15 protein-coding genes and 2 pseudogenes are annotated in these 18,132 nt (G+C 69.2%); 10 read left to right on the forward strand and 7 right to left on the reverse strand.

Annotated features, from left to right (window positions below):
• Positions 1-134: 134 nt before the first annotated feature.
• Together ACIQAK_RS16720 and ACIQAK_RS16725 are read left to right on the forward strand one after the other, a co-directional pair.
• Positions 135-1,190, forward strand: coding sequence for an IS630 family transposase (locus ACIQAK_RS16720; RefSeq protein WP_366389616.1), 1,056 nt, complete (start codon positions 135-137; stop codon positions 1,188-1,190).
• Between the two features lie 60 nt (positions 1,191-1,250).
• Entirely contained in the window at positions 1,251-1,397 is a 147-nt protein-coding gene (locus ACIQAK_RS16725; protein WP_366389615.1) for a hypothetical protein, read from the forward strand.
• Between the two features lie 63 nt (positions 1,398-1,460).
• Here ACIQAK_RS16725 and ACIQAK_RS16730 read toward each other — a convergent pair whose 3' ends face one another.
• Together ACIQAK_RS16730 and ACIQAK_RS16735 are read right to left on the reverse strand one after the other, a co-directional pair.
• Positions 1,461-3,254 (reverse strand): acyl-CoA dehydrogenase, encoded by a 1,794-nt coding sequence (locus tag ACIQAK_RS16730; protein WP_366389614.1) that lies wholly within the window; start codon positions 3,252-3,254, stop codon positions 1,461-1,463.
• A gap of 298 nt (positions 3,255-3,552) precedes the next feature.
• Complete coding sequence (locus ACIQAK_RS16735; RefSeq protein ID WP_366389613.1) at positions 3,553-3,684, reverse strand: hypothetical protein; 132 nt, start codon at positions 3,682-3,684, stop codon at positions 3,553-3,555.
• Positions 3,685-3,940: 256 nt separating this feature from the next.
• Here ACIQAK_RS16735 and ACIQAK_RS16740 point away from each other — a divergent pair, with 256 nt between their 5' ends.
• Positions 3,941-5,146 carry an IS110 family transposase gene (locus ACIQAK_RS16740; RefSeq protein ID WP_366389612.1) on the forward strand — a complete coding sequence of 402 codons (1,206 nt, stop codon included), beginning with the start codon at positions 3,941-3,943 and terminating at the stop codon, positions 5,144-5,146.
• Positions 5,147-5,895: 749 nt separating this feature from the next.
• Here ACIQAK_RS16740 and ACIQAK_RS16745 read toward each other — a convergent pair.
• The 3 genes from ACIQAK_RS16745 to ACIQAK_RS16755 all read right to left on the reverse strand — a co-directional run bounded on the left by ACIQAK_RS16745 (position 5,896) and on the right by ACIQAK_RS16755 (position 8,925).
• Complete coding sequence (locus ACIQAK_RS16745) at positions 5,896-6,078, reverse strand: hypothetical protein (RefSeq protein ID WP_366389611.1); 183 nt, start codon at positions 6,076-6,078, stop codon at positions 5,896-5,898.
• 474 nt (positions 6,079-6,552) lie between these two features.
• Positions 6,553-7,314 carry an isocitrate lyase/phosphoenolpyruvate mutase family protein gene (locus ACIQAK_RS16750; RefSeq protein WP_366389610.1) on the reverse strand — a complete coding sequence of 254 codons (762 nt, stop codon included), beginning with the start codon at positions 7,312-7,314 and terminating at the stop codon, positions 6,553-6,555.
• 414 nt (positions 7,315-7,728) lie between these two features.
• Complete coding sequence (locus tag ACIQAK_RS16755; RefSeq protein WP_366389609.1) at positions 7,729-8,925, reverse strand: glycoside hydrolase family 64 protein; 1,197 nt, start codon at positions 8,923-8,925, stop codon at positions 7,729-7,731.
• Positions 8,926-9,504: 579 nt separating this feature from the next.
• Between ACIQAK_RS16755 and ACIQAK_RS16760 the strand changes: the two are divergent.
• The 3 genes and pseudogenes from ACIQAK_RS16760 (at position 9,505) to ACIQAK_RS16770 (ending at position 12,561) form a co-directional block, all read left to right on the forward strand.
• Positions 9,505-10,751, forward strand: a pseudogene (locus ACIQAK_RS16760) (RICIN domain-containing protein).
• 663 nt (positions 10,752-11,414) lie between these two features.
• Positions 11,415-11,762 (forward strand): annotated as a pseudogene (locus ACIQAK_RS16765) (hypothetical protein); the annotation flags it as partial.
• 229 nt (positions 11,763-11,991) lie between these two features.
• A complete protein-coding gene (locus ACIQAK_RS16770) occupies positions 11,992-12,561 on the forward strand; it encodes a DoxX family protein (RefSeq protein ID WP_366389608.1) in 570 nt (189 codons plus the stop codon).
• 138 nt (positions 12,562-12,699) lie between these two features.
• Here the strand turns inward: ACIQAK_RS16770 and ACIQAK_RS16775 are convergent, their stop codons facing one another.
• Positions 12,700-13,191, reverse strand: a complete 492-nt coding sequence (locus tag ACIQAK_RS16775; RefSeq protein ID WP_366389607.1) for an FBP domain-containing protein — start codon at positions 13,189-13,191, stop codon at positions 12,700-12,702.
• 82 nt (positions 13,192-13,273) lie between these two features.
• Between ACIQAK_RS16775 and ACIQAK_RS16780 the strand changes: the two genes are divergently transcribed.
• Entirely contained in the window at positions 13,274-13,846 is a 573-nt protein-coding gene (locus ACIQAK_RS16780; protein WP_366389606.1) for a WHG domain-containing protein, read from the forward strand.
• 43 nt (positions 13,847-13,889) lie between these two features.
• Positions 13,890-15,074 (forward strand): SGNH/GDSL hydrolase family protein, encoded by a 1,185-nt coding sequence (locus ACIQAK_RS16785; protein WP_366389635.1) that lies wholly within the window; start codon positions 13,890-13,892, stop codon positions 15,072-15,074.
• A gap of 93 nt (positions 15,075-15,167) precedes the next feature.
• On the opposite strand, the gene ACIQAK_RS16790 is transcribed toward ACIQAK_RS16785, so the two are convergent.
• Positions 15,168-15,782 carry a DUF998 domain-containing protein gene (locus tag ACIQAK_RS16790; RefSeq protein ID WP_366389605.1) on the reverse strand — a complete coding sequence of 205 codons (615 nt, stop codon included), beginning with the start codon at positions 15,780-15,782 and terminating at the stop codon, positions 15,168-15,170.
• Between the two features lie 180 nt (positions 15,783-15,962).
• Between ACIQAK_RS16790 and ACIQAK_RS16795 the strand changes: the two genes are divergently transcribed.
• Together ACIQAK_RS16795 and thpR are read left to right on the forward strand one after the other, a co-directional pair.
• Positions 15,963-17,108: an aromatic acid exporter family protein gene (locus tag ACIQAK_RS16795; protein ID WP_366389604.1), complete on the forward strand. Its 1,146-nt coding sequence runs from the start codon at positions 15,963-15,965 to the stop codon at positions 17,106-17,108.
• Positions 17,109-17,214: 106 nt separating this feature from the next.
• On the forward strand, positions 17,215-17,835 hold the full coding sequence (gene thpR / locus ACIQAK_RS16800) for an RNA 2',3'-cyclic phosphodiesterase (RefSeq protein WP_366389603.1): 621 nt from the start codon (positions 17,215-17,217) through the stop codon (positions 17,833-17,835).
• Positions 17,836-18,132: the final 297 nt, after the last annotated feature.

The raw sequence follows: 18,132 nt of genomic DNA on the forward strand, positions 1-18,132 counted from the left end.
CGTTCTGTTCCTCCGCGCTATGTAACTGTGCAGGTACAGCGCACGGGTGAAGACTGTGCGAGGCCGATGTCTGGCGGACAGGGCGGGAGTCATATTGATCCGAAACGCTTTGGGTTCGCGCTCGTTGAGAGTGTGTGAGTGATCTGGTGGGGGATGCGCGGACGTGGTCGCCGGACGCGCAGGAGGCTGTGCGGCTGCTGGCGGTGTCCGCGTTGGTGGAGGGGCGGGACAGGGCGGAGGTCGCGGCTCTGTTCAGGGTGTCGGTCAGGGCCGTGGACAACTGGTGGTCGAGGTGGCAGGCGGGTGGCCGGGACGCGCTGCTGTCTCGTCCACGCGGTCGCCGGGTGGGTGAGCATCAGGTTCTGTCCGAGACCGAGCAGGCCGCCGTGCGGCAGGCGGTCCTCGACCACACCCCATCCGGCCTGGGGCTTTCGGGTCAGCTGTGGACACGGGCCCTGATAGGCGAGCTGATCTTCAAGCTGTACCGGATTCGTTTCACCGAACCCGGTGTGGGCAAGTACCTCAAACGCTGGGGACTGACGTTTCAGCGTCCGGACAAGCGGGCCGTCGAGCAGGACGCGGAAGCGGTCCGCGTCTGGCACGAGGAGACATGGCCGGCGATCCGGACCCGGGCGAAAGCGGAGAGAGGTGAAGTCCTCTTCGCCGATCAGGTCGGGGTCCGCTCGGACCAGGTCACCGGCCGCACCTGGGGCGAGCAAGGACGGACTCCGGTCGTCCGCCGCACCGGGAACCGGTTCTCCGTGAACGCGATGTCCGCGATCAGCACGAAGGGCCGGATGCACTTCATGGTCTTCACCGAGACCTTCGACGCGAAGGTCATGTGCCGCTTCCTGGACCGCCTCGTCGGGCACTTCGACCGCAAGGTCCACCTGATCGTGGACCGGCACTCGGCCCACCGCTCGAAAACCGTCCGGACCTGGCTCGCCGACCACCAGGACCAGATCGAGCTGCACTTCCTGCCCTCGTACTCACCCGAACTGAACCCCGACGAGCTAGTCAACGCCGACCTCAAACGCAGCCTGCCCCACACCCACCGGGCCAGGAACCAGACCGAACTCGCCACCGAAACCCGCAGATTCTTCCACCGCCGACAACGCCAGCCCCGCATCGTGCGCGGATACTTCGGCGGCACACACGTCCGCTACATCCTCGACGAGTGCACCCAATGAGTTTCTGATCAATATCGCCGGGTCCTGAAGGCACTGAACCTGACAGCGCCCCCCGTACTGGTGGCAGAACTGCTGGGTGCAGCACCGGAGGTCTCCCTCAACGGCCCGCTGTACGCCGAGTACGAGGCCTTCCGTGACCGATTCTGCCTCGCCGTGAGCGAAGGCGACAAGTTCATGCTGGCGATGCACCAGGCCCTTTACCTGTGACCTGTCACTCCGGCCGCCGCCCCGCTCGGCGGCCGGGGAACCCGCCCCCCTTCACGGCGCTGGTCAGGCGCTGAGCATCGGGTGCGTCTGCAGAATCTCCTCGGATATGCCGAACGCCCCGGTCAGGGTGAGCGCGTGCGGCTCCAGGAAGCCGAGGATCTCATCAACGGCGTCGGGCAGGCTCTCGACCTGATCGGCAGTCATCCTCCCCCGGGCCAGCAGGTCTCCGCTGTGGGCGGCGATGCGGCGTAGGGCGAACAGGGCGTGCAGGGCGCGCAGGAGGTCCGCCGGGAGCCCGGAGGGCACCTGGGCGGCGGCGGTCAGCAGGGATTCGGCGGCGAGCCGGTGGACGTGGGCGTCGGCCAGGGCGACGGCGGGCGTCACCGTGGAGTTCCAGCGGGCCAGCGGTGAGGAGGCGCGCTTCCTGAGCCGGGCCTTCGCGCGGGTGTGGGAGATGCGCTCAATGTCGGCCAGGAGGTCTCGGAGGAACTGGGGGTCGGTCAGCTCCCGGTCCTCGGCCGCGATCTCGCTCTCGGGCTTGAGGTCGACGCCGCCGAGCAGCATTTCGCCCCCGGCCTTCTGCATGATCACCGTGTTGTCGCCCTCGGCCGTGATCGTGCCCTCGATCGAGGCGAGCTGGAGCGCGATCCCGTTCGCCTGGATCAGGCCCTGGGCGCCGCACCGCTCGCGGCACTCGGACATGACCGCCCGGGACTGCCAGGTGATCCAGGCCTTGGTGATCGCCGTCAGCCGCTCGTAAGCCTCACGCTCCTCTCCGGCGGCCCGGTCCCACTGCCGTACCACCGAGCGCTGGAGCAGGGTGGCGGCGTAGGTCGTCGCCACGGCGTCGAGCAGGGGCGTGTGGTGCCCGCGGTGGGCGATCAAAGGCACCCGCTGACCCTTCGTCATGCCCGAGGTGTGACGGGTGTGGGCGTAGCGCATGGCGACGTCGAGCGCGTGCCGCATGACGCCGAGCCCGTGGGCGGTCATGCAGAGCTTGCCCATGGTGACCCGACCGATGGACTCCAGGAACCGGCGGCGGGAGCTGCCGAGCGCGCTGGTGAACTCCCCGTCCGGGGTGAGGCGTCCGTGGTCGCCCTGGAGGAACGCGCCGTACGGCAGGCGGACGTTGTCGAACGTGGTGGCGCAGTGGTCGACGGGGCTGCTGGTCGTCTGGGGCAGCGGCCGCACCCCGATGCCCGGCAGCGGGCTGCCGTCGCTGTCGCTGAGCGGCACCAGGAACAGGAAGACGCCGTGGTCGGTGCCCTCGACGATCAGGCGGGCCGCGACGACGGCGCCCTTCGCCCCGCCGGCCGGGCCGGTGTTGGGCATGAACTTCGCCGCGGCGGGGTGCGGGGTGTTCAGCACGAACTCCCGCGCCGCCCGGTCATACATCACGGTGGTCTCCATCTGCACGGCGTCGTTGCCGTGGGCAACCTCGGTGCACAGGAACGTCCCGATGCGGTCCCCGCGGACGTACTCGCCCAGGTCCCGCCCGGCCGCCTCGTGGTCGGCCAGGCTCCCGAAGAACAGGTTGTAGTGGATCGAGAGGACGGTGGCCATGCCCGGGTCGACCGCACCGGCCCACTCGTGGATCGCGGTCAGCTCGACCGGATCGGCCGCGAGGGCCTGGGGAGCCTCGACGGCCTCGTTGACGATCCGGAGCCGGTCGTAGCTCAGGCGTATTCGCTCCCGGTGGGTGAGACCCTCCTTGAAACGGAACGGGGCGGAGCTGAACAGGCTCCTCCACCGGTCGTGCGTTGTGCCCAGCTGACCGGAGAACAGAACATCGGCGAGAGCGGCGGAAACGGGGACAGAGGAGACGGAACCGGAAACCGGAATCTGAGAGACAGTCACACCGGAGAAAACTAGCCTGATCGATCACTTCTGACGGCGTGAGGATCACCACGATTGAGCAGGGCGAAAACACGGTAGGTACCCGCACCGTCACGCACGTTCACCTGCTCAGAGGCCTATTGAGCCACCGGACCGGAACGCGAAAAAGCTGCTCCGTACCCCGGAAACGGCTACGGAACGGCTCTTCGTCGTCAGGGTGCGGTGCCACGGGGGAAGCACCGCGCCCTGGGCAACAGCGTATCCGGATCACCGGCGTTCGGGCGGCCTTTCGCCCACCCCGGAGACCTGGCTGCCGCGATCAGATTCCGGCGTCTTGCAGCTGGTCGAACGTACCGACCCGCGCCGACCACCCCCGCCCCTCCAGCACAGGCTGCCACCCGAGGAGCGAGTCGGGAGCGATGCTGTCGGGCCAGATCATGTAGCCGAGCATCACGAGTTCCCCCCCCCGTTACCGTCTTCGTGGCTCCGCAATGGGGCTACCGGCCTTCGGGTCCGGCATGACTTCCCCCCCTTGTTGCGGTTGATGATCCGGGGGGTGGTGTCACCGGGCCCGGAGGCATCGACGGACCGCTGATGAGGGGCTTGAGCACCGGCTTCAACCCGAGCCGAAGAGCTCTCCGTAACGTGGGTGTGGCAGCTCGGTGCCGAGGCAAGGCCGGACGAAAGCGTGATGGAGGGGCCTGCACGTGATCGACACCAGCACCATCGACGTCTTCCTCGGCCTGGACGTCGGTAAGGGCGAACACCACGCCACCGCCGTCACCCCAGCCGGGAAGAAGGCGTTCGACAAGCGCCTGCCCAACACCGAGCCGAAACTCCGCGAGCTGTTCGCGAAGCTGCAGGCCAAGCACGGAACGGTGCTGGTCGTGGTCGACCAGCCGGCCTCGATCGGAGCCCTGCCGCTGGCGGTCGCCAGGGACATGGGCTGCCCGGTCGCCTACCTGCCCGGACTGACGATGAGGCGGATCGCCGACCTCTACCCGGGCGAGGCGAAGACCGACGCGAGGGACGCGTTCATCATCGCGGACGCGTCCCGGGCAATGCCGCACACGCTGCGGGCGATCGACGGCCAGGACGAGACGATCGCCGAGCTGGAGATGATCGTCGGCTTCGACGACGACCTGGCCGGCGAAGCAACCCGGGTTGCGAACCGCCTGCACGGCCTGCTGACCCAGATCCATCCGTCGCTGGAACGGGTCCTGGGGCCGCGGTTGCAGCACCCGGCCGTCCTCACACTGCTGGAACGGTTCGGATCACCGGCCCAGATCCGCAAGGCCGGACGGCGCCGCCTTGTCACCCTGTTACGGCCGAAGGCCCCGAGGATGGCCGAGCGGCTGGTCGAGGAGATCTTCACCGCCCTGGACGAGCAGACCGTGACCGTTCCGGGGACCGAGGCGGCCGCGCTGATCGTCCCGAGCCTGGCCGGATCCTTGACCGCCGTCCTTGACCAGCGCAAGCTGCTGGCCGGGCGAATCGAGGAACTCCTGGAGGCCCACCCTCTTTCGAAGGTCCTGATCTCGATGCCAGGAATCGGCGTCAGGACCGGAGCCCGCATCCTGATCGAGGTCGGCGACGGCAGCACCTTCCCCACCGCCGGCCACCTCGCCGCCTACGCCGGGCTCGCCCCCGCGACCCGCAGTTCCGGGTCCTCGATCCGCGGCGAACAGCCCTCCCGGAGAGGAAACAAGCAGCTCAAACGGGCCTTCTTCCTCGCCGCGTTCGCTTCCCTGGGCGACCTGGCCTCCCGGGCCTACTACGACAAGAAAATCAGCCAGGGCAAGCACCACACCCAGGCCCTGCTCTGCCTCGCCAGACGCCGGGCCGACGTCCTCTTCGCGATGCTCCGCGACGGAACCTTCTACGAACCGCGGCCGACGGCCTCGGTCACATGACCAGCGGTTCAACCAGGAGGACGACCCGGTCGGCCATGCTGCCCGTCTCACCGACTCAACGCAGCCCCGTTTCCCTTGACCAAAGAGATAGGGGCACCCCCCCCTGCCCCGCCTCGCACCCGCCGACCACGACCTGCTCTGGAAACACCTGATCACCCACTGAAAAACCCACGCCCCGACCTGCCGAAAATAACCAGCAACTCCCCTACCTACAGGCGCACCAACCACACTGCGCAAAACCCGCCACCACACTCAGATCACTGCGCAGCCATGAACGTCCAACCCATCCCACATCACCACCCACCCCCGACACCCCAACCCCGCATAAGCCCCCCACCGAACAGACACACCACTCAGTACAACCGAGCAACAGCAAAACACAACCAAGATCAACAACCAAGAACCACAACCACGCCACACCTGTCCGTACCGGGGCCTACCCTCCACTGAACGACGGATGGCCCCAGGGGCAGGCTGTGCAGATCCGAAACCCAACACCGCCCCCACACCCAGGGCCACTAAACCTTGCCCGCCAGACAGAAAAAAAAGGCCCTGACCAGCACAAACGCCGTTCGGGCCTTGACACGCTACAACTACCTACAACACACCCCGCCACTCTCAGCACAGAACACACAGCCACAGCTCAGATACCCTGCCCCACCTGATAGGACCGCCAGTTCCACCGCTCAGCGAACCAGCAACACACCAGGCCAACCGCCTCGCCGTACACCAACACCCCCCTCCCAGCGTCACCGAAGGAGCCGGAGGCCGAGCTGCCGCAGGGGTTCTGCCAGAGCTGCTCCTACTTCGGGGCGGGCGCCCTGGAGCTGGCGGGTCTTCTGGGCCTTCCGCCCCGCACCGGCCGGGGCGGAGCGCTGCACCTCGGTGTAGGCACCTGCTGACTCCCGCTTCACCGTGCCTGGTGTGCTCACGAGACGTCCATGGTCGTCTCTGCCCCTACCGAGGAGCTCGTGTTCAGGACCCGTTTTCATGGACACCGGAACGAGAAGGCACTCGGGCAAGGACGCGAGAGTCAGCACAGTACGGCTCTTCGCCGTATGCCGGTCTTCTCCGGGGTGGCGGCTGGCCGCCATCGCTACGAGGGACTGTGCAGGCTGCCTCGGCGGCGGTCCCGCTGGGGTCAGCAGAACCGCCGCGGAGCTTGCGCCGGTCGGCCAGAGGGCCAACCGCCTGTCGTGTGGCAGAGCCGGTGGCATCCGTCGGCTTCGGGCTGCGAGTTCTAGGAAGTCCGCGAACGTCGTCGAACGTTGCTTCGGGTCGTCTTCAGTTGTTCCGCAGCCGTCGTCGCTCGCTTCGACAAGTCGGCAGACCGCAGCCGGGCCGGGCCGGAGTCCACCTGGCCCTTACTCGTCCTCTGGTTCCGGGAATCCTTTGTCAGGCAGGCTCTAGGGAGTCCATGGGCCGAGCATGCCCTTCATCGCATCCGTCATAGCGAGTTGCAGCAGGGGGCCGTAGGTGATCCGGCCGACGCCCAAGCGGCGGAAACGCTCAAGATCGTGCTTGACGGGATGGGCTGTGGAGTTCACGGGAACGGCGACGGCGCCCGTCACCGCTGCGAGCAGGTCGTCATTGTCCTGAATACCCACCGGGTAAACGCTGTCGGCGCCCGCCTGCTCCAGGGCCCGCAGTCGCTCGATCGCCTCGTCGAGGACGCCGGAGGGGTCCTCCGCGTGCATGAAGAGGTCGGTGCGTCCGTTGATCCAGACCGGGATCCCCGCGTCGTCAGCCGCCGCGCGCAGGCCGGCGATGTAGCTCGCATGCTCCTGCGTGCTACGCACCCGACCGCCCTCCGAGTGGACGGTGTCCTCGATGTTGAGCCCGACTCCGCCGACCTCGGTGAGTCCAGCGACGAGATCTGCGGGCTTCTGTCCGTACCCGGCCTCCAGGTCAACGGATACGGGGATATCGACGGCCGCGATGATCGGCCTGACGGCGGCGAGTACCTCCTCGAAGGTCTGCCCCTCGTGGTCGTCGGCCCCCCGGGAGTCGGCGAGCGGATGGCTGCCGACCGTCAGCGCGGGAAACCCGGCGTCGGCTGCCGTCCGCGCGGACCAGACGTCCCAGACGGTCGGCAGCACGAGCGGCTTGTTCTGGGCGTGCAGGTGCTTGAGGTGTTGAGCGCGCTCAACGGTGGTGCGAAGGTCCATGCGATGACGCTACCCCCGGATCTCCGCAAGCAACGTGCCATCGGGGCGTCTTTCGGTGGCGGCCGTGGCCGGGGACCCTGCGTCGGACAGGCAGCTCCGGTCGTGTCTCCGGCCTTCCGCACCAGGTAGGTGCGCACCGCGCGTTCGCCCGCCACCACGGGTGTTGTGCCCCTGCGGTCCCCCAGCTGCCAGTAGGCAGGCGGACGAGGCGTGCTCAGCCCGTGCGATCGTCGACCACTCGATGCGGCAGTCCGGTGAGACGAGACGCCAATCCGCCCTGGCGCTCGCCCCGCCACCCCGTCCACGCCCTCGGCCGGTGCCACCGGTTACCTTTCGGTGAAGGGGACTGAGGGCGGCCCGCCCTTGTGCGAGTCGGCCGTCCGTGGCGCACCATGCCGGCGAACGAGGAGGTGGTCAGCTGAACCGGTCGAGTGTGATCAGTGCCTCCTGCGGGTTGCCGTCGTGGACGAGCGACTCATGAGCCCCCACGTCGTCGAAGGCGAAGCCGTACGCCTTCCCGTCCACCATCTGTGCGTGGATGACGCGCGAGTAGTGGTTGGTCACGTCGTCCCGGTAGAAGTTCGCCGCATTGTTGTCAGGCTGGTTAGGGCTGGTCAGCAGGGTGGATCGGTTGAAGCCCGCGCACAGCGTGCGGGAGATGGGGCCACGTACCAGGTCGTTGGGGGCGTCGAGGTGTTTGTAGCAGCCGAAGACGCTGTCCGAGTCCGGCTTCTGGAACGAGGTCACGACCGCGCCCGCGCTGTTGGTGAAGTTCATGACGTTCCCCGAAACCCGCCCGAAGTACTTGGTGTTCGGCTCGTGCGCGAACGGGGTCATCGTCAGGGGGGAGCTGCTGTAGCGGCTCCAGACCCGGTTGACGTAGTCGGTCAAGGTACCCGCCGGCAGCACACCGGCACCGACGCCGTGGCCCGGGGACAGAGCACGCAGGACGGTTCCGTCGGATCGGGTCTGGATGAGACCGGCCCAACCCCCGGGCTGGTTCCGGAGTGCGTTGAGGACGGCGTTGTAGCCGCCTGCCTTGAGGCGACCGGTGGTCTTGACCGTTCCGCCGGGTGCCTTGACACCGACGGAGTAGGGAGCGGAGAACATGTCGACCTGGGTGCTGTTGATCCACAGGCCCGCGTCGTTGAGTGTGTACTCGGTCCAGTTGAACAGGATGTTCCTGTTCGGGTCGCTCGGGTTCTGGACTGCGGGCTGGACGAGACCACCGGTGGTGACTTTGAAGACGAGTTTCTGGCCGTACGAGAAGTAGACTCGGCCGGAGAACTTCGGCATCCGGATCGTCATCGACTGTCCGCTGCGCGGCCCGGTGATCGACGCGTCCGGCGCCGGGGTGGGCGGATTGCCTCCGGTCGGCCAGGGGTGGAACGTACCGTTCGCGTCCGCCCAGCCCTGTCGGCCCGTCGAGAGCTCCGTTCCCAGGTTGTAGATGTAGATCTGATCGCCGCGGCCCGAGTCGTTCTTGATGGTCAATGGGATGGTCGTGGGCACCGCTGCCTCGGCAGCGGACTGACCGATCACGGTCGTCAGACCTGCGGCGAGGGCCAGCGCGGCAGTGAGTGCAGCGATGCCTTTCCATGGAGCGGGCATGTTCGTCCTCCTCATCGGTCGAATCCGTGGGTGGAACGGTGCACACATCAACTGAGAGCGCTCTCAGGATCCTGCCGGGGCGGAAGGCTGTCAACGAGCGCGTCTCAACTCGCGTGACGCACAAGGGAGATGGAAGCCACGTTGCTGTGAGATGGGCATGCCGTTCCAGGTCCGGTCGGCGGTTGCCGGATCGCGTTGCCAGCCCTCGCCCGGGCGTTGCCGTGCCGTGCGGATACACGCCTCGCCCACCCCTGCGACGCGCACCCGCGTCGGCGGCGCGACCGGCCTTCCGGTCCGCCGGTCCGCGAATACAGTGACGCCTTGGTACGGCCGGTGAGGCATCGAGCTGACCTGCGGCGCGGGGAATTGGTCCAGACGAACGTCTTGACGGGTCTCCGGCGCGCTCCTTAAATCGTTATCGCCAACTGTTGAACATTGCCGTGCCGGCAGTCCCCCACATCACTTCACCTCATGTCCATCTACGTCCGTCAGCATGCCCGGCGAATTGTCATGGACACGACCTTTGCTTCCTTCCCTTGCTTGTCTCTCCACACCCCCACGAAAACGATGTGAAGCCCCATGCGCACGCCTTGGCGCCACAGGTCCCTCACTTGGCTGGCGGCGGCCGCCTGTCTCGGTCTCGCGTCCCTCACCCCACCGCCGTTCAGGCCGCCCCGGCTCCGGTCTCCGGTACCGCCGCCCCCGCCGCGGTGACCTTCAACGAGAACTTCGACGGCCCGGCCGGTTCCGGCGTCAATACCTCCAGGTGGCAGCTGGAGACCGGCGACAACGTCAACAACCATGAGCGGCAGTACTACACCTCGGGCACCGACAACGCCGCGCTGGACGGCCAGGGCCACCTCGTCATCACCGCGAAGAAGGAGAACCCGGCCAACTTCACCTGCTGGTACGGGCGGTGCGAATACACCTCGGCCCGTCTCAACACGGCCGGGAAGTTCACCGCCCAGTACGGGCGCGTCGAAGCCCGGATGAAGCTCCCGCGCGGCCAGGGCATCTGGCCCGCCTTCTGGATGCTCGGCAACAACATGGGCAGCGTCGGCTGGCCGGCCGCGGGCGAGATCGACATCATGGAGAACGTCGGCTTCGAGCCGGGCACCGTACACGGCACGCTGCACGGACCGGGCTACTCCGGCTCCGGCGGCATCGGCGCGGGCTACACCCTCCCCGGCGGTGCGGCCGTCGCGGACAACTTCCACACCTTCGCCATCGACTGGAGTCCCGACTCCATCAGGTGGTCGGTGGACGGGAACGCCTACCAGACCCGTACCCCCGCCGACCTCGGCGGCCGGCAGTGGGTCTTCAACAAGCCCTTCTTCCTGATCCTGAATCTCGCGGTCGGCGGGTACTGGCCCGGTGACCCCGACAGTTCCACCCGGTTCCCGCAGCAGCTCATCGTGGATCACGTGCGGGTGACCACCGACGGCGGCACCAAGACCATCCGAGGTCTCGGCGGAAAGTGCCTCGACGTGGCGGGCGCCGGCTCCGCCAACGGCACCGCCGTGCAGCTCTACGACTGCAACGGCACAGCAGCCCAGCAGTGGGACGTGCGCTCCGACGGCACCCTCCGGGCGCTCGGCAAGTGCCTCGATGTGACCGGCAACAGCACCGCGAACGGGGCACCGCTCCAACTCTGGGACTGCGGTGGCGGCCCGAACCAGCGGTGGACCGTGACCGGAGCCCGTGACATCGTCAACCCCCAGGCGGACAAGTGCGTGGACGCCACCGGCAACTCCTCCGCCAACGGCACCCGCGCCCAGCTGTGGACCTGCTCCGGCACCGCCAACCAGAAGTGGACCGTCGGATGAACACCAGCAGCGCTGCGGACGGTTCCGGACGCGCACTCACCGCGCGCTGAACCCGCACCCCCGAGCGGGCCTTCAATCGGGCGCTTCTGCCCCGCACCGATCCGCGGGACGCACCCCGTGTACGCCCGGGGCCGCAACCACGGCCCCGGGCGTACACGCGCGTCCGTCGTGACGAGGGTGGTCGGCTCGGCGGCCCAGCCCGGGCCTCGGCCACCACAGGGGCTCGGGCCACGGACCGGACATGTGGTGATGCCCGGATCTCGCCCGGCCCTGGGGAGGGACAGCGTGCACGACAGGGACGGGAGCAGTGCGTTGAGCCAGGGTGGGACGTCCGTACCGGACGAGGAGTGGGACCGGTTCCGCCCGCATCGCCTTCTCGAGGAAGTCCTGGACATCTACCTGGTGCGGGTTGATGAGCGCTACGGCCCTGGTCGGCCGCTCCCCGCGCAGGACGGCGGCGTCGAGGCTGGACGTGATGAGGAAGTCCCGGGTCCGGCCGAGCGCCTGCTCCACCTCCGCCTGGCTCATCCAGCCGGTCGCCCGTGGTGCGGGCAGGTCGATACCCCCATCCCATCACTCCAACGCGCCGCCCGTGAACCGCTGAACCGCTTGTCGGGCGTGGGAGCCAGGTTCCCGGTCTCCTGCGCGGGCGGCTGGTCCTGGGCGCCCGACCGCGAGAACGACCCCCTCCTCCTGTTCAGCCGTTTCCGGTCCTCCGAAGTGCGGCTGGTCGGTGACGTGGTCGAAACACGCGGGCGGATCACGTTCCGGGAGGGCGAGCGCGGCGCGGTGCACGTTTCCACCGACGTCACGTACGTCCATCCGGCCGTGCGCGCCGCGGCGTGCAGCGACCAGGTCGCACGCACCATCGTGCGCCGCGAAGTGGTGGTGAGCTGGAACGACCCGGCGAAGGTCCTGGTCGAGCCGGGGACGGTCTCGCTCGGCTCCTACAAGGTGGACACCACCGACGGCGGTTGCGACACCCCTACCGGCTACCTCACCCCCGACTTCCGGTCGTCAGGGTGAGGTGGGAGGTTGGTGGCGCCTGGCCCGCTCGCATCCCAGAGGGTGCCCCCTGGCGACGTGCGGTGCCGGGTGGTCCGATGGGCCCCCTCGGCGTGGGCCTTCTGGTGCCATGGCGCGTCAGGCGACCTCGGTGAGGGACAGCGCCTTCCGCACCTCGGCCGGACAGCGGGCCGGGACGCGTGTGCTCAGCGCATGTCGGGGGCAGCCGACCGTCATGACTGTTCTGCGCAAAATCGCCCGACCCCTGCTGGCCTCGATGTTCGTCAGCGGCGGATACACCGCCGTACGCGATCCCGCTCGCCTGGTCCCCGTCGCGGAGCCCGTGACCGACCCCGTCGCCACGACCATCGCACCCCGAACGTCCCTGTTGCCGGAGGATCCCGAGAGTCTCGTGCGCCTCAACGGCGCCGTACAGCTCGGCGCCGGCGTGCTGCTCGCCCTGGGGCGTGCTCCGCGGCTGGCCTCGGCGGCCCTCGCGGTGACTTTGGTGCCGACGACCCTGGCGGCCCACCGGTTCTGGACGATCGAGGACCCCGAGGAGCGCGCGGCCCAGCGGGTCCACTTCCTCAAGAACGTCTCCCTGCTCGGCGGACTGCTCATCGCCGCAGCCGACACCCACGGCAAGCCCTCGCTCGCCTACCGCACCCGCAGCGCCGTCGGCCATGCCTCCGACGCGGTCAGCCATCAGGCGCATGCGGCCGCCGGGCGGGTCGGCAACGTGACCGGCAGTGCCGTGGACAGTGTCACGGACGCCGTCGAAGCGGCCCGCAAGCACCTGCCGTAAACCCGGCCCGGTCGGCTCCCGGCGCACCACGCCGACGGGAGCCGACCGGGCAGGCCGTCTCCCGGGAAGCGGGCGCGGGCCGACGCGCCGCCCCGACAGCTCCGCCGGGGTAACGACGGCTCGACTCGGGGAGGCCTGTCACCCGGTCACCTTGGCGATGAACGCGGCGAGGTTCGCCATCGTCCGCTGGATCTTCTCCTCCAGCGTCAGTGACTCGTGGAGCCGCGCACCGACGCCCGCGTCCTTCTTCCCCCGCACATAGAGTGAGCAGGCGAGGTCGCTGCACATGTAGGCACCGACCGAGTTGCCCTGCTGGCCGGCCTTCCCGGACCTCGGCGCCACCAGCAGCGAGACGCCCCCGGTGTGGACGGTCACGCACATCGAGCACATGCTGCGGCGGGTCTGCCAGGAACCGACGTCCGAGGAGCGCAGCTGGACGCCGACCGGACGGCCGTCCCATGTGGCCACCAGGTACGCCCGGTCGGGGGCCTGCGGGTCGCGCCAGCCCAGGAAGTCCAGGTCGTCCCAGGGCCGTTCGGCCAGGTCGCGGGGGAGGTGCAGGCGCTTGGCCTCGCCTTTGGTGCAGTTCACGAACGCGGTGCGGATCTCTTGCTCGGTCAGCGGTTCCATGCCAGCCACGCTAATTTGCCTAATGTTGTTAGGCAAATGTATTTTTGTTTAGGCAATCGCGTGGATGCGTTCGGAGGATGGCATGACGAAGGCAGGACCGGCCGCGGAGCGCGTGGTGAGGGCGGGCGCCGAGCTGGCGGACCAGATCGGGTTCGAGCAGGTGACGCCTTCCGAACTCGCCCGACACCTCGGCATCAGGACCGCGAGCCTGTACTCGCACGTCAAGAACGCCCATGACCTCAAGACGAAGATCGCGCTGCTCGCCCTGGAGGAGCTCGCCGACCAGGCGTCCGCCGCGCTCGCGGGGCGGGCCGGCAAGGACGCGCTCAGCGCCTTCGCCGACGCGTACCGCGATTACGCCTTCGAGCACCCGGGTCGCTTCGCCGCAGCCCGGTTCCGGCTCGACACCGACACGGTCGCCGCTAGCGCCGGCGTACGGCATGCCCGGATGATGCGGGCGATCCTGCGCGGCTACGACCTGAAGGAACCCCAGCAGACACATGCCGTTCGACTGCTGGGCAGCGTCTTCAGCGGTTACGTCGGCCTGGAGACGGCCGGCGGCTTCAGCCACAGCTCCCCCGCCTCCCAGGAGAGCTGGACCGAGATCCTGGATGCTCTCGACGCCCTGCTGCGCAACTGGCCCACCCCCTCCTGACGGAATGTCCCGACCCCCTTTTCCCGGCGAGGCGAACGAGAAGATGAACACCCGGCACGACTGGATCACCACCCCCATCCGCCCCGACATCCTGCGCGGCGCCCTCGACCTGGAACGTACCGAACGCGGCGTACTGCCCCACCGGTTGCCGGCCCGAGCCCGCCGGCAGATCCCTGACGGGCAGCTGGCCATGGCCGAGTCGCAGCCCTCCGGGGTCCGGCTCGTCCTGCGCACCCGGGCCACCGCCGTCGAGCTGGACGTGGTCGCCACCAAGCGGGTCTACCCCGGTGCCTCACCGCGCCCCGACGGGGTGTACGAGCTCCTCGTCGACGGCCGGCTCGCCGGCCGGGCCAGTGTGCCCGCGGGCGACACGCTCACCGTCGACCTGGCGTCAGGGACCACGCAGACCCGCCCCGGACCCGTGGAGACCCTCCGGTTCACCGGCCTGTCGGACGACGAGAAGGACGTCGAGATCTGGCTGCCCCACGACGAGACCACCCGACTGGTCGCCCTGCGCAGCGACGCGCCGATCCACACCCCGCAGCCCAGCGGCCGGCCGGTCTGGCTGCATCACGGCAGCTCCATCAGCCACGGTTCCAACGCCTCCTCCCCGACCGGCACCTGGCCCGCCCTGGCCGCGGCTCTCGGCGGCGCCGAGCTCATCAACCTGGGTTTCGCCGGCAGCGCCCTGCTCGACCCGTTCACCGCCCGTGCCATGCGTGACACGCCCGCCGATCTCATCAGCGTCAAGATCGGCATCAACCTCGTCAACGCCGACCTGATGCGGCTACGCGCGTTCGGCCCGGCCGTCCATGGCTTCCTCGACACCATCCGCGAAGGACACCCCACCACTCCCCTGCTGGTCATCTCGCCGATCCACTGCCCCATCCACGAGAACACGCCCGGCCCCAGCGTCCCGGACTACAGCGCGATGAGCGAGGGCCGGCTGCGGTTCATGGCCGCCGGCGACCCCGCGGAGACCGCCGCCGGAAAGCTGACCCTCACCGTCATACGGGACGAACTGGCCCGGCTCGTCGGACAACGCGCCACCACCGACCCCGACCTGCACCACCTCGACGGCCTCGACCTCTACGACAGCACCGACCACACCGAACTGCCACTGCCCGACGATCTGCACCCGGACCCCGCCACCCACCGGCGTATCGCCGAACGCTTCGCCGGCCTCGCCTTCGGTCACGACGGGCCTTTCGCCACGGACAACCGCTGAACCGGCCGCGCCACCCCCGCCAGTCGCCGCTCCGTCGGCGAGTGCTCCGTCAGCGGCTGCCCCACAGCGGCTGCTTCGTCGGGGAGTGATCCGTCAGCGGGTGCTCTGCCGGCGAGTGCTCCGTCGGCGACTGCTCTGCCGGCAGGAGATGACCACCAGGAAGGGCCACAGCGCCTGGACGAACGTCACCACCCGCTCGGCGATGCCGGGGGACCCCGCGCTCCGCAGCTCGATCAGGAACCACAACGCGGCCGCCCCCATCAACGCGCTCGCGGTGAGCGCCACATCCAGCCGCAGCCCCCACGGAACCGATCCCGTTCCGCGCACGACGGCCAGGGGAGGCCACACCGCCAGCAGCGCGAGGCCCAGAGCGGCCACGGCCCCGTGCTCCAGGGCGCCACCGCTGTTCGGTACCGGCACCAACGTCAGGGCCAGGGCGCACAGTCCGCCGCCGGCCAGGGTGACACGTCCGGCGAGCGCAGCCGCCCGGAGCGCGTGCGCCGTCACCACGTAGCACGTGCCCAGCACCAACAGTATCCCCGTCATCAGCCAGTAGCTGGTGGCCCCGTAGGACGCCAGCACGCTCAGGGTCTGCTTCGCGGGGTCGTACGCCGGGCCCTGGCGCAGCTGCGCAACCATCCAGGAACCGACCAGCAGCACAGGAGCGCAGCCGGAGGAGAGCAGAGCCCACCACGGAGCAGATCGCATCAAAGAATGATAAACGCCTCACAGTTGATCGCCGCCGACCTCCGCCACTTCGGGCGTCGTCGGTTGGTCGCTGCCGCGCCGCCACCTCGATCATGGAGTTCACCTTCCTTCTTCGGGGGCAACTGGTCCTAGGGAAACCGAACGTACGCACGAGCGGCAACGCGGTGAGGAGAGGGTGGGGTGGCACGGAGAGTGGGATGGTCGGCCGTCCGGCAGTGGGTCGGGAGGGAGTGGGCGGAGGTGTTCCGGGCGGTCCGCAACGCGTGCACGGAGGCCGGGCCGGAGCGGGACACGCTCGTCCAGTCCCTCAAGGCCGCGGCCGCGTCGATCGCCGCGTGGGCGCTGAGCGGGTGGTGGCTTCAGGCCCCGATGGCCCTGCTGGCACCCCTGACGGCCGTCGCCATGGTGAGCAGCACCGTGTACCAGTCGCTGCGCACGGGAACACAGCAGTTCGCCATCATCGCCCTCGGTACGGTCTGGGCATCCGCGGCGATGGCCCTCACCCATGACCGGACCATGGTGGCCATGCTGATCACGCTGCCGTTCGTGGTGCTGCTCGGCAACTACCGCCGCTTCGGGAGCCAGGGTGTCTACGGTGCCACCACGGCCCTCTTCGTGATCACCGCCGGGTCGTCCAGCACCTCCACGGTGGGGCACCGGCTGCTGGAGACCCTGGTCGGCGCGACGGTAGGCATCGCGATCAACGCCGTTGTCCTGCCACCGGTCCACCTCCGCAGCGTTCGTGAGCGCCTGGGCCATCTCGCGCGGGAGACCGCGGGGCTGCTCGACGCCATGGCGGGCGGACTGCGCGAGGAGGACGGCCTGAAGGGGGCCGAGGACTGGCACCTCACGGCCGCCCGCCTCATGGTGTCGCTCCGGGACGTGGGTGACGCCCGCCGGTGGGCGGTGGAGGGATCGCGCTGGAACCCGGGGGGCCGCCTGCGCCGCACCGGTCCAAAGCCTCCGCCGTTCGCGGAGGACATACGGTGGGGCCGCGTCAGCACCCGTGTCCTGACCGTCACACGTACGCTCAGTGGCATCGGCGACGACCCGAAGCTCGTGAGACCCTCACCGGGCTTCTTCGACGGGCTCTCCGACGTACTGGAGCAGGCCGCGCACATCTGTGCGGTGGAGACAGAACTGCTGACCCCCTCCGAGGCCGACACCTCGGGCGAGAGCCGCGAAGCGGCGTTCAAGGAGGCGTGGGCGAGCCTCGACGCGCTCACCGACACGTTCCATGAGGAGGAGGGGACGGCGTCCGCCATCGCGGGGGAGCTGCTGCTGGAGACGAGGCAGCTGCTGAACGAGCTGGCCCCGGCGGCGTGAGCGGGTCCGTCGGGGCCGGTCAGGGGAGAGACGTACGAGCTCACGGCCGGGCGGTCGTCAGCCCCGCGTCGCGGTGGGGGCGGGGTCTGCACGTACGGTACGGCAGGTGAACGAACCGCCCGAGGCCGTTACCGGCCCCACCGGGGACGAGCGAGAGCAGGCCACGACGATCCGCGTGTTCCTGGCACTCGCCCCGCCCGATGACGCCAAGGACGAACTGACCCGGGCGCTGCGTCCGGCCTACCGGGCGTATCCGCGGCTGCGGTGGAACCGGGTGGAGGACTGGCACATCACCCTGGCGTTCCTCGGCGAGCTCCCGGCCGCCACCGTCCCGGTCCTGATGCCGCCGCTGACGGAGCTCTCGGCGTGGTGCCGGCCGCCGCGGCTGGCGCTGCGCGGTGGGGGGCACTTCGACGAGCGGGTCCTGTGGAGCGGGATCGAGGGGGATCTCGAAGGGTTGCACCGGCTCGCCACCGATGTGCGCGCCGTCGTCAAGGCGTGCGGTGTCCCCTTCCCGGACCGGCCGCTGCGGCCCCATCTGACGCTGGCCCGCTCCCGCCGGGGCGACCACTCCGCCGTGGTGGAGGTCGCCGCGGGGCTCGCCGCGTTCTCCGGCCGCGGCTGGGAGGCCGAACGGCTCCATCTGGTCGGCAGCAACATCGGCCGGGGTCCGGGGCCGATCCACTACCGCGACATCGAATCCTGGCGTTTCGGCGACGGAACCTGACCGCGTGCCCGTCGCGGCGGCCGGGCGCGGCGCCGCCTCCGGTCCCGCGCTCCAGGGATCCCTGGGCGCAGGCCAGTTGGCCCGTGTCCCCGCGTCGGCGTTCCGGCGGCCGGGACTCACCGCCCGATACTTCACGGCTCCGGTCAGGGGCCGCGTGTCGCCGCGCGGCTAGCTCACCCGTGCCGGTATAAGTATGCGAGCGCCCGCAAAGAGATCATGCTCTGCGTCGAGCGCGCCCGCCGTCGCCGGGTGCGGCTCCCGCCTCCGTACTGTGCGCGAACCGCCCCTGCACCACCT

The organism is Streptomyces sp. NPDC088706 (assembly GCF_044752765.1).
GTDB lineage: Bacteria > Actinomycetota > Actinomycetes > Streptomycetales > Streptomycetaceae > Streptomyces.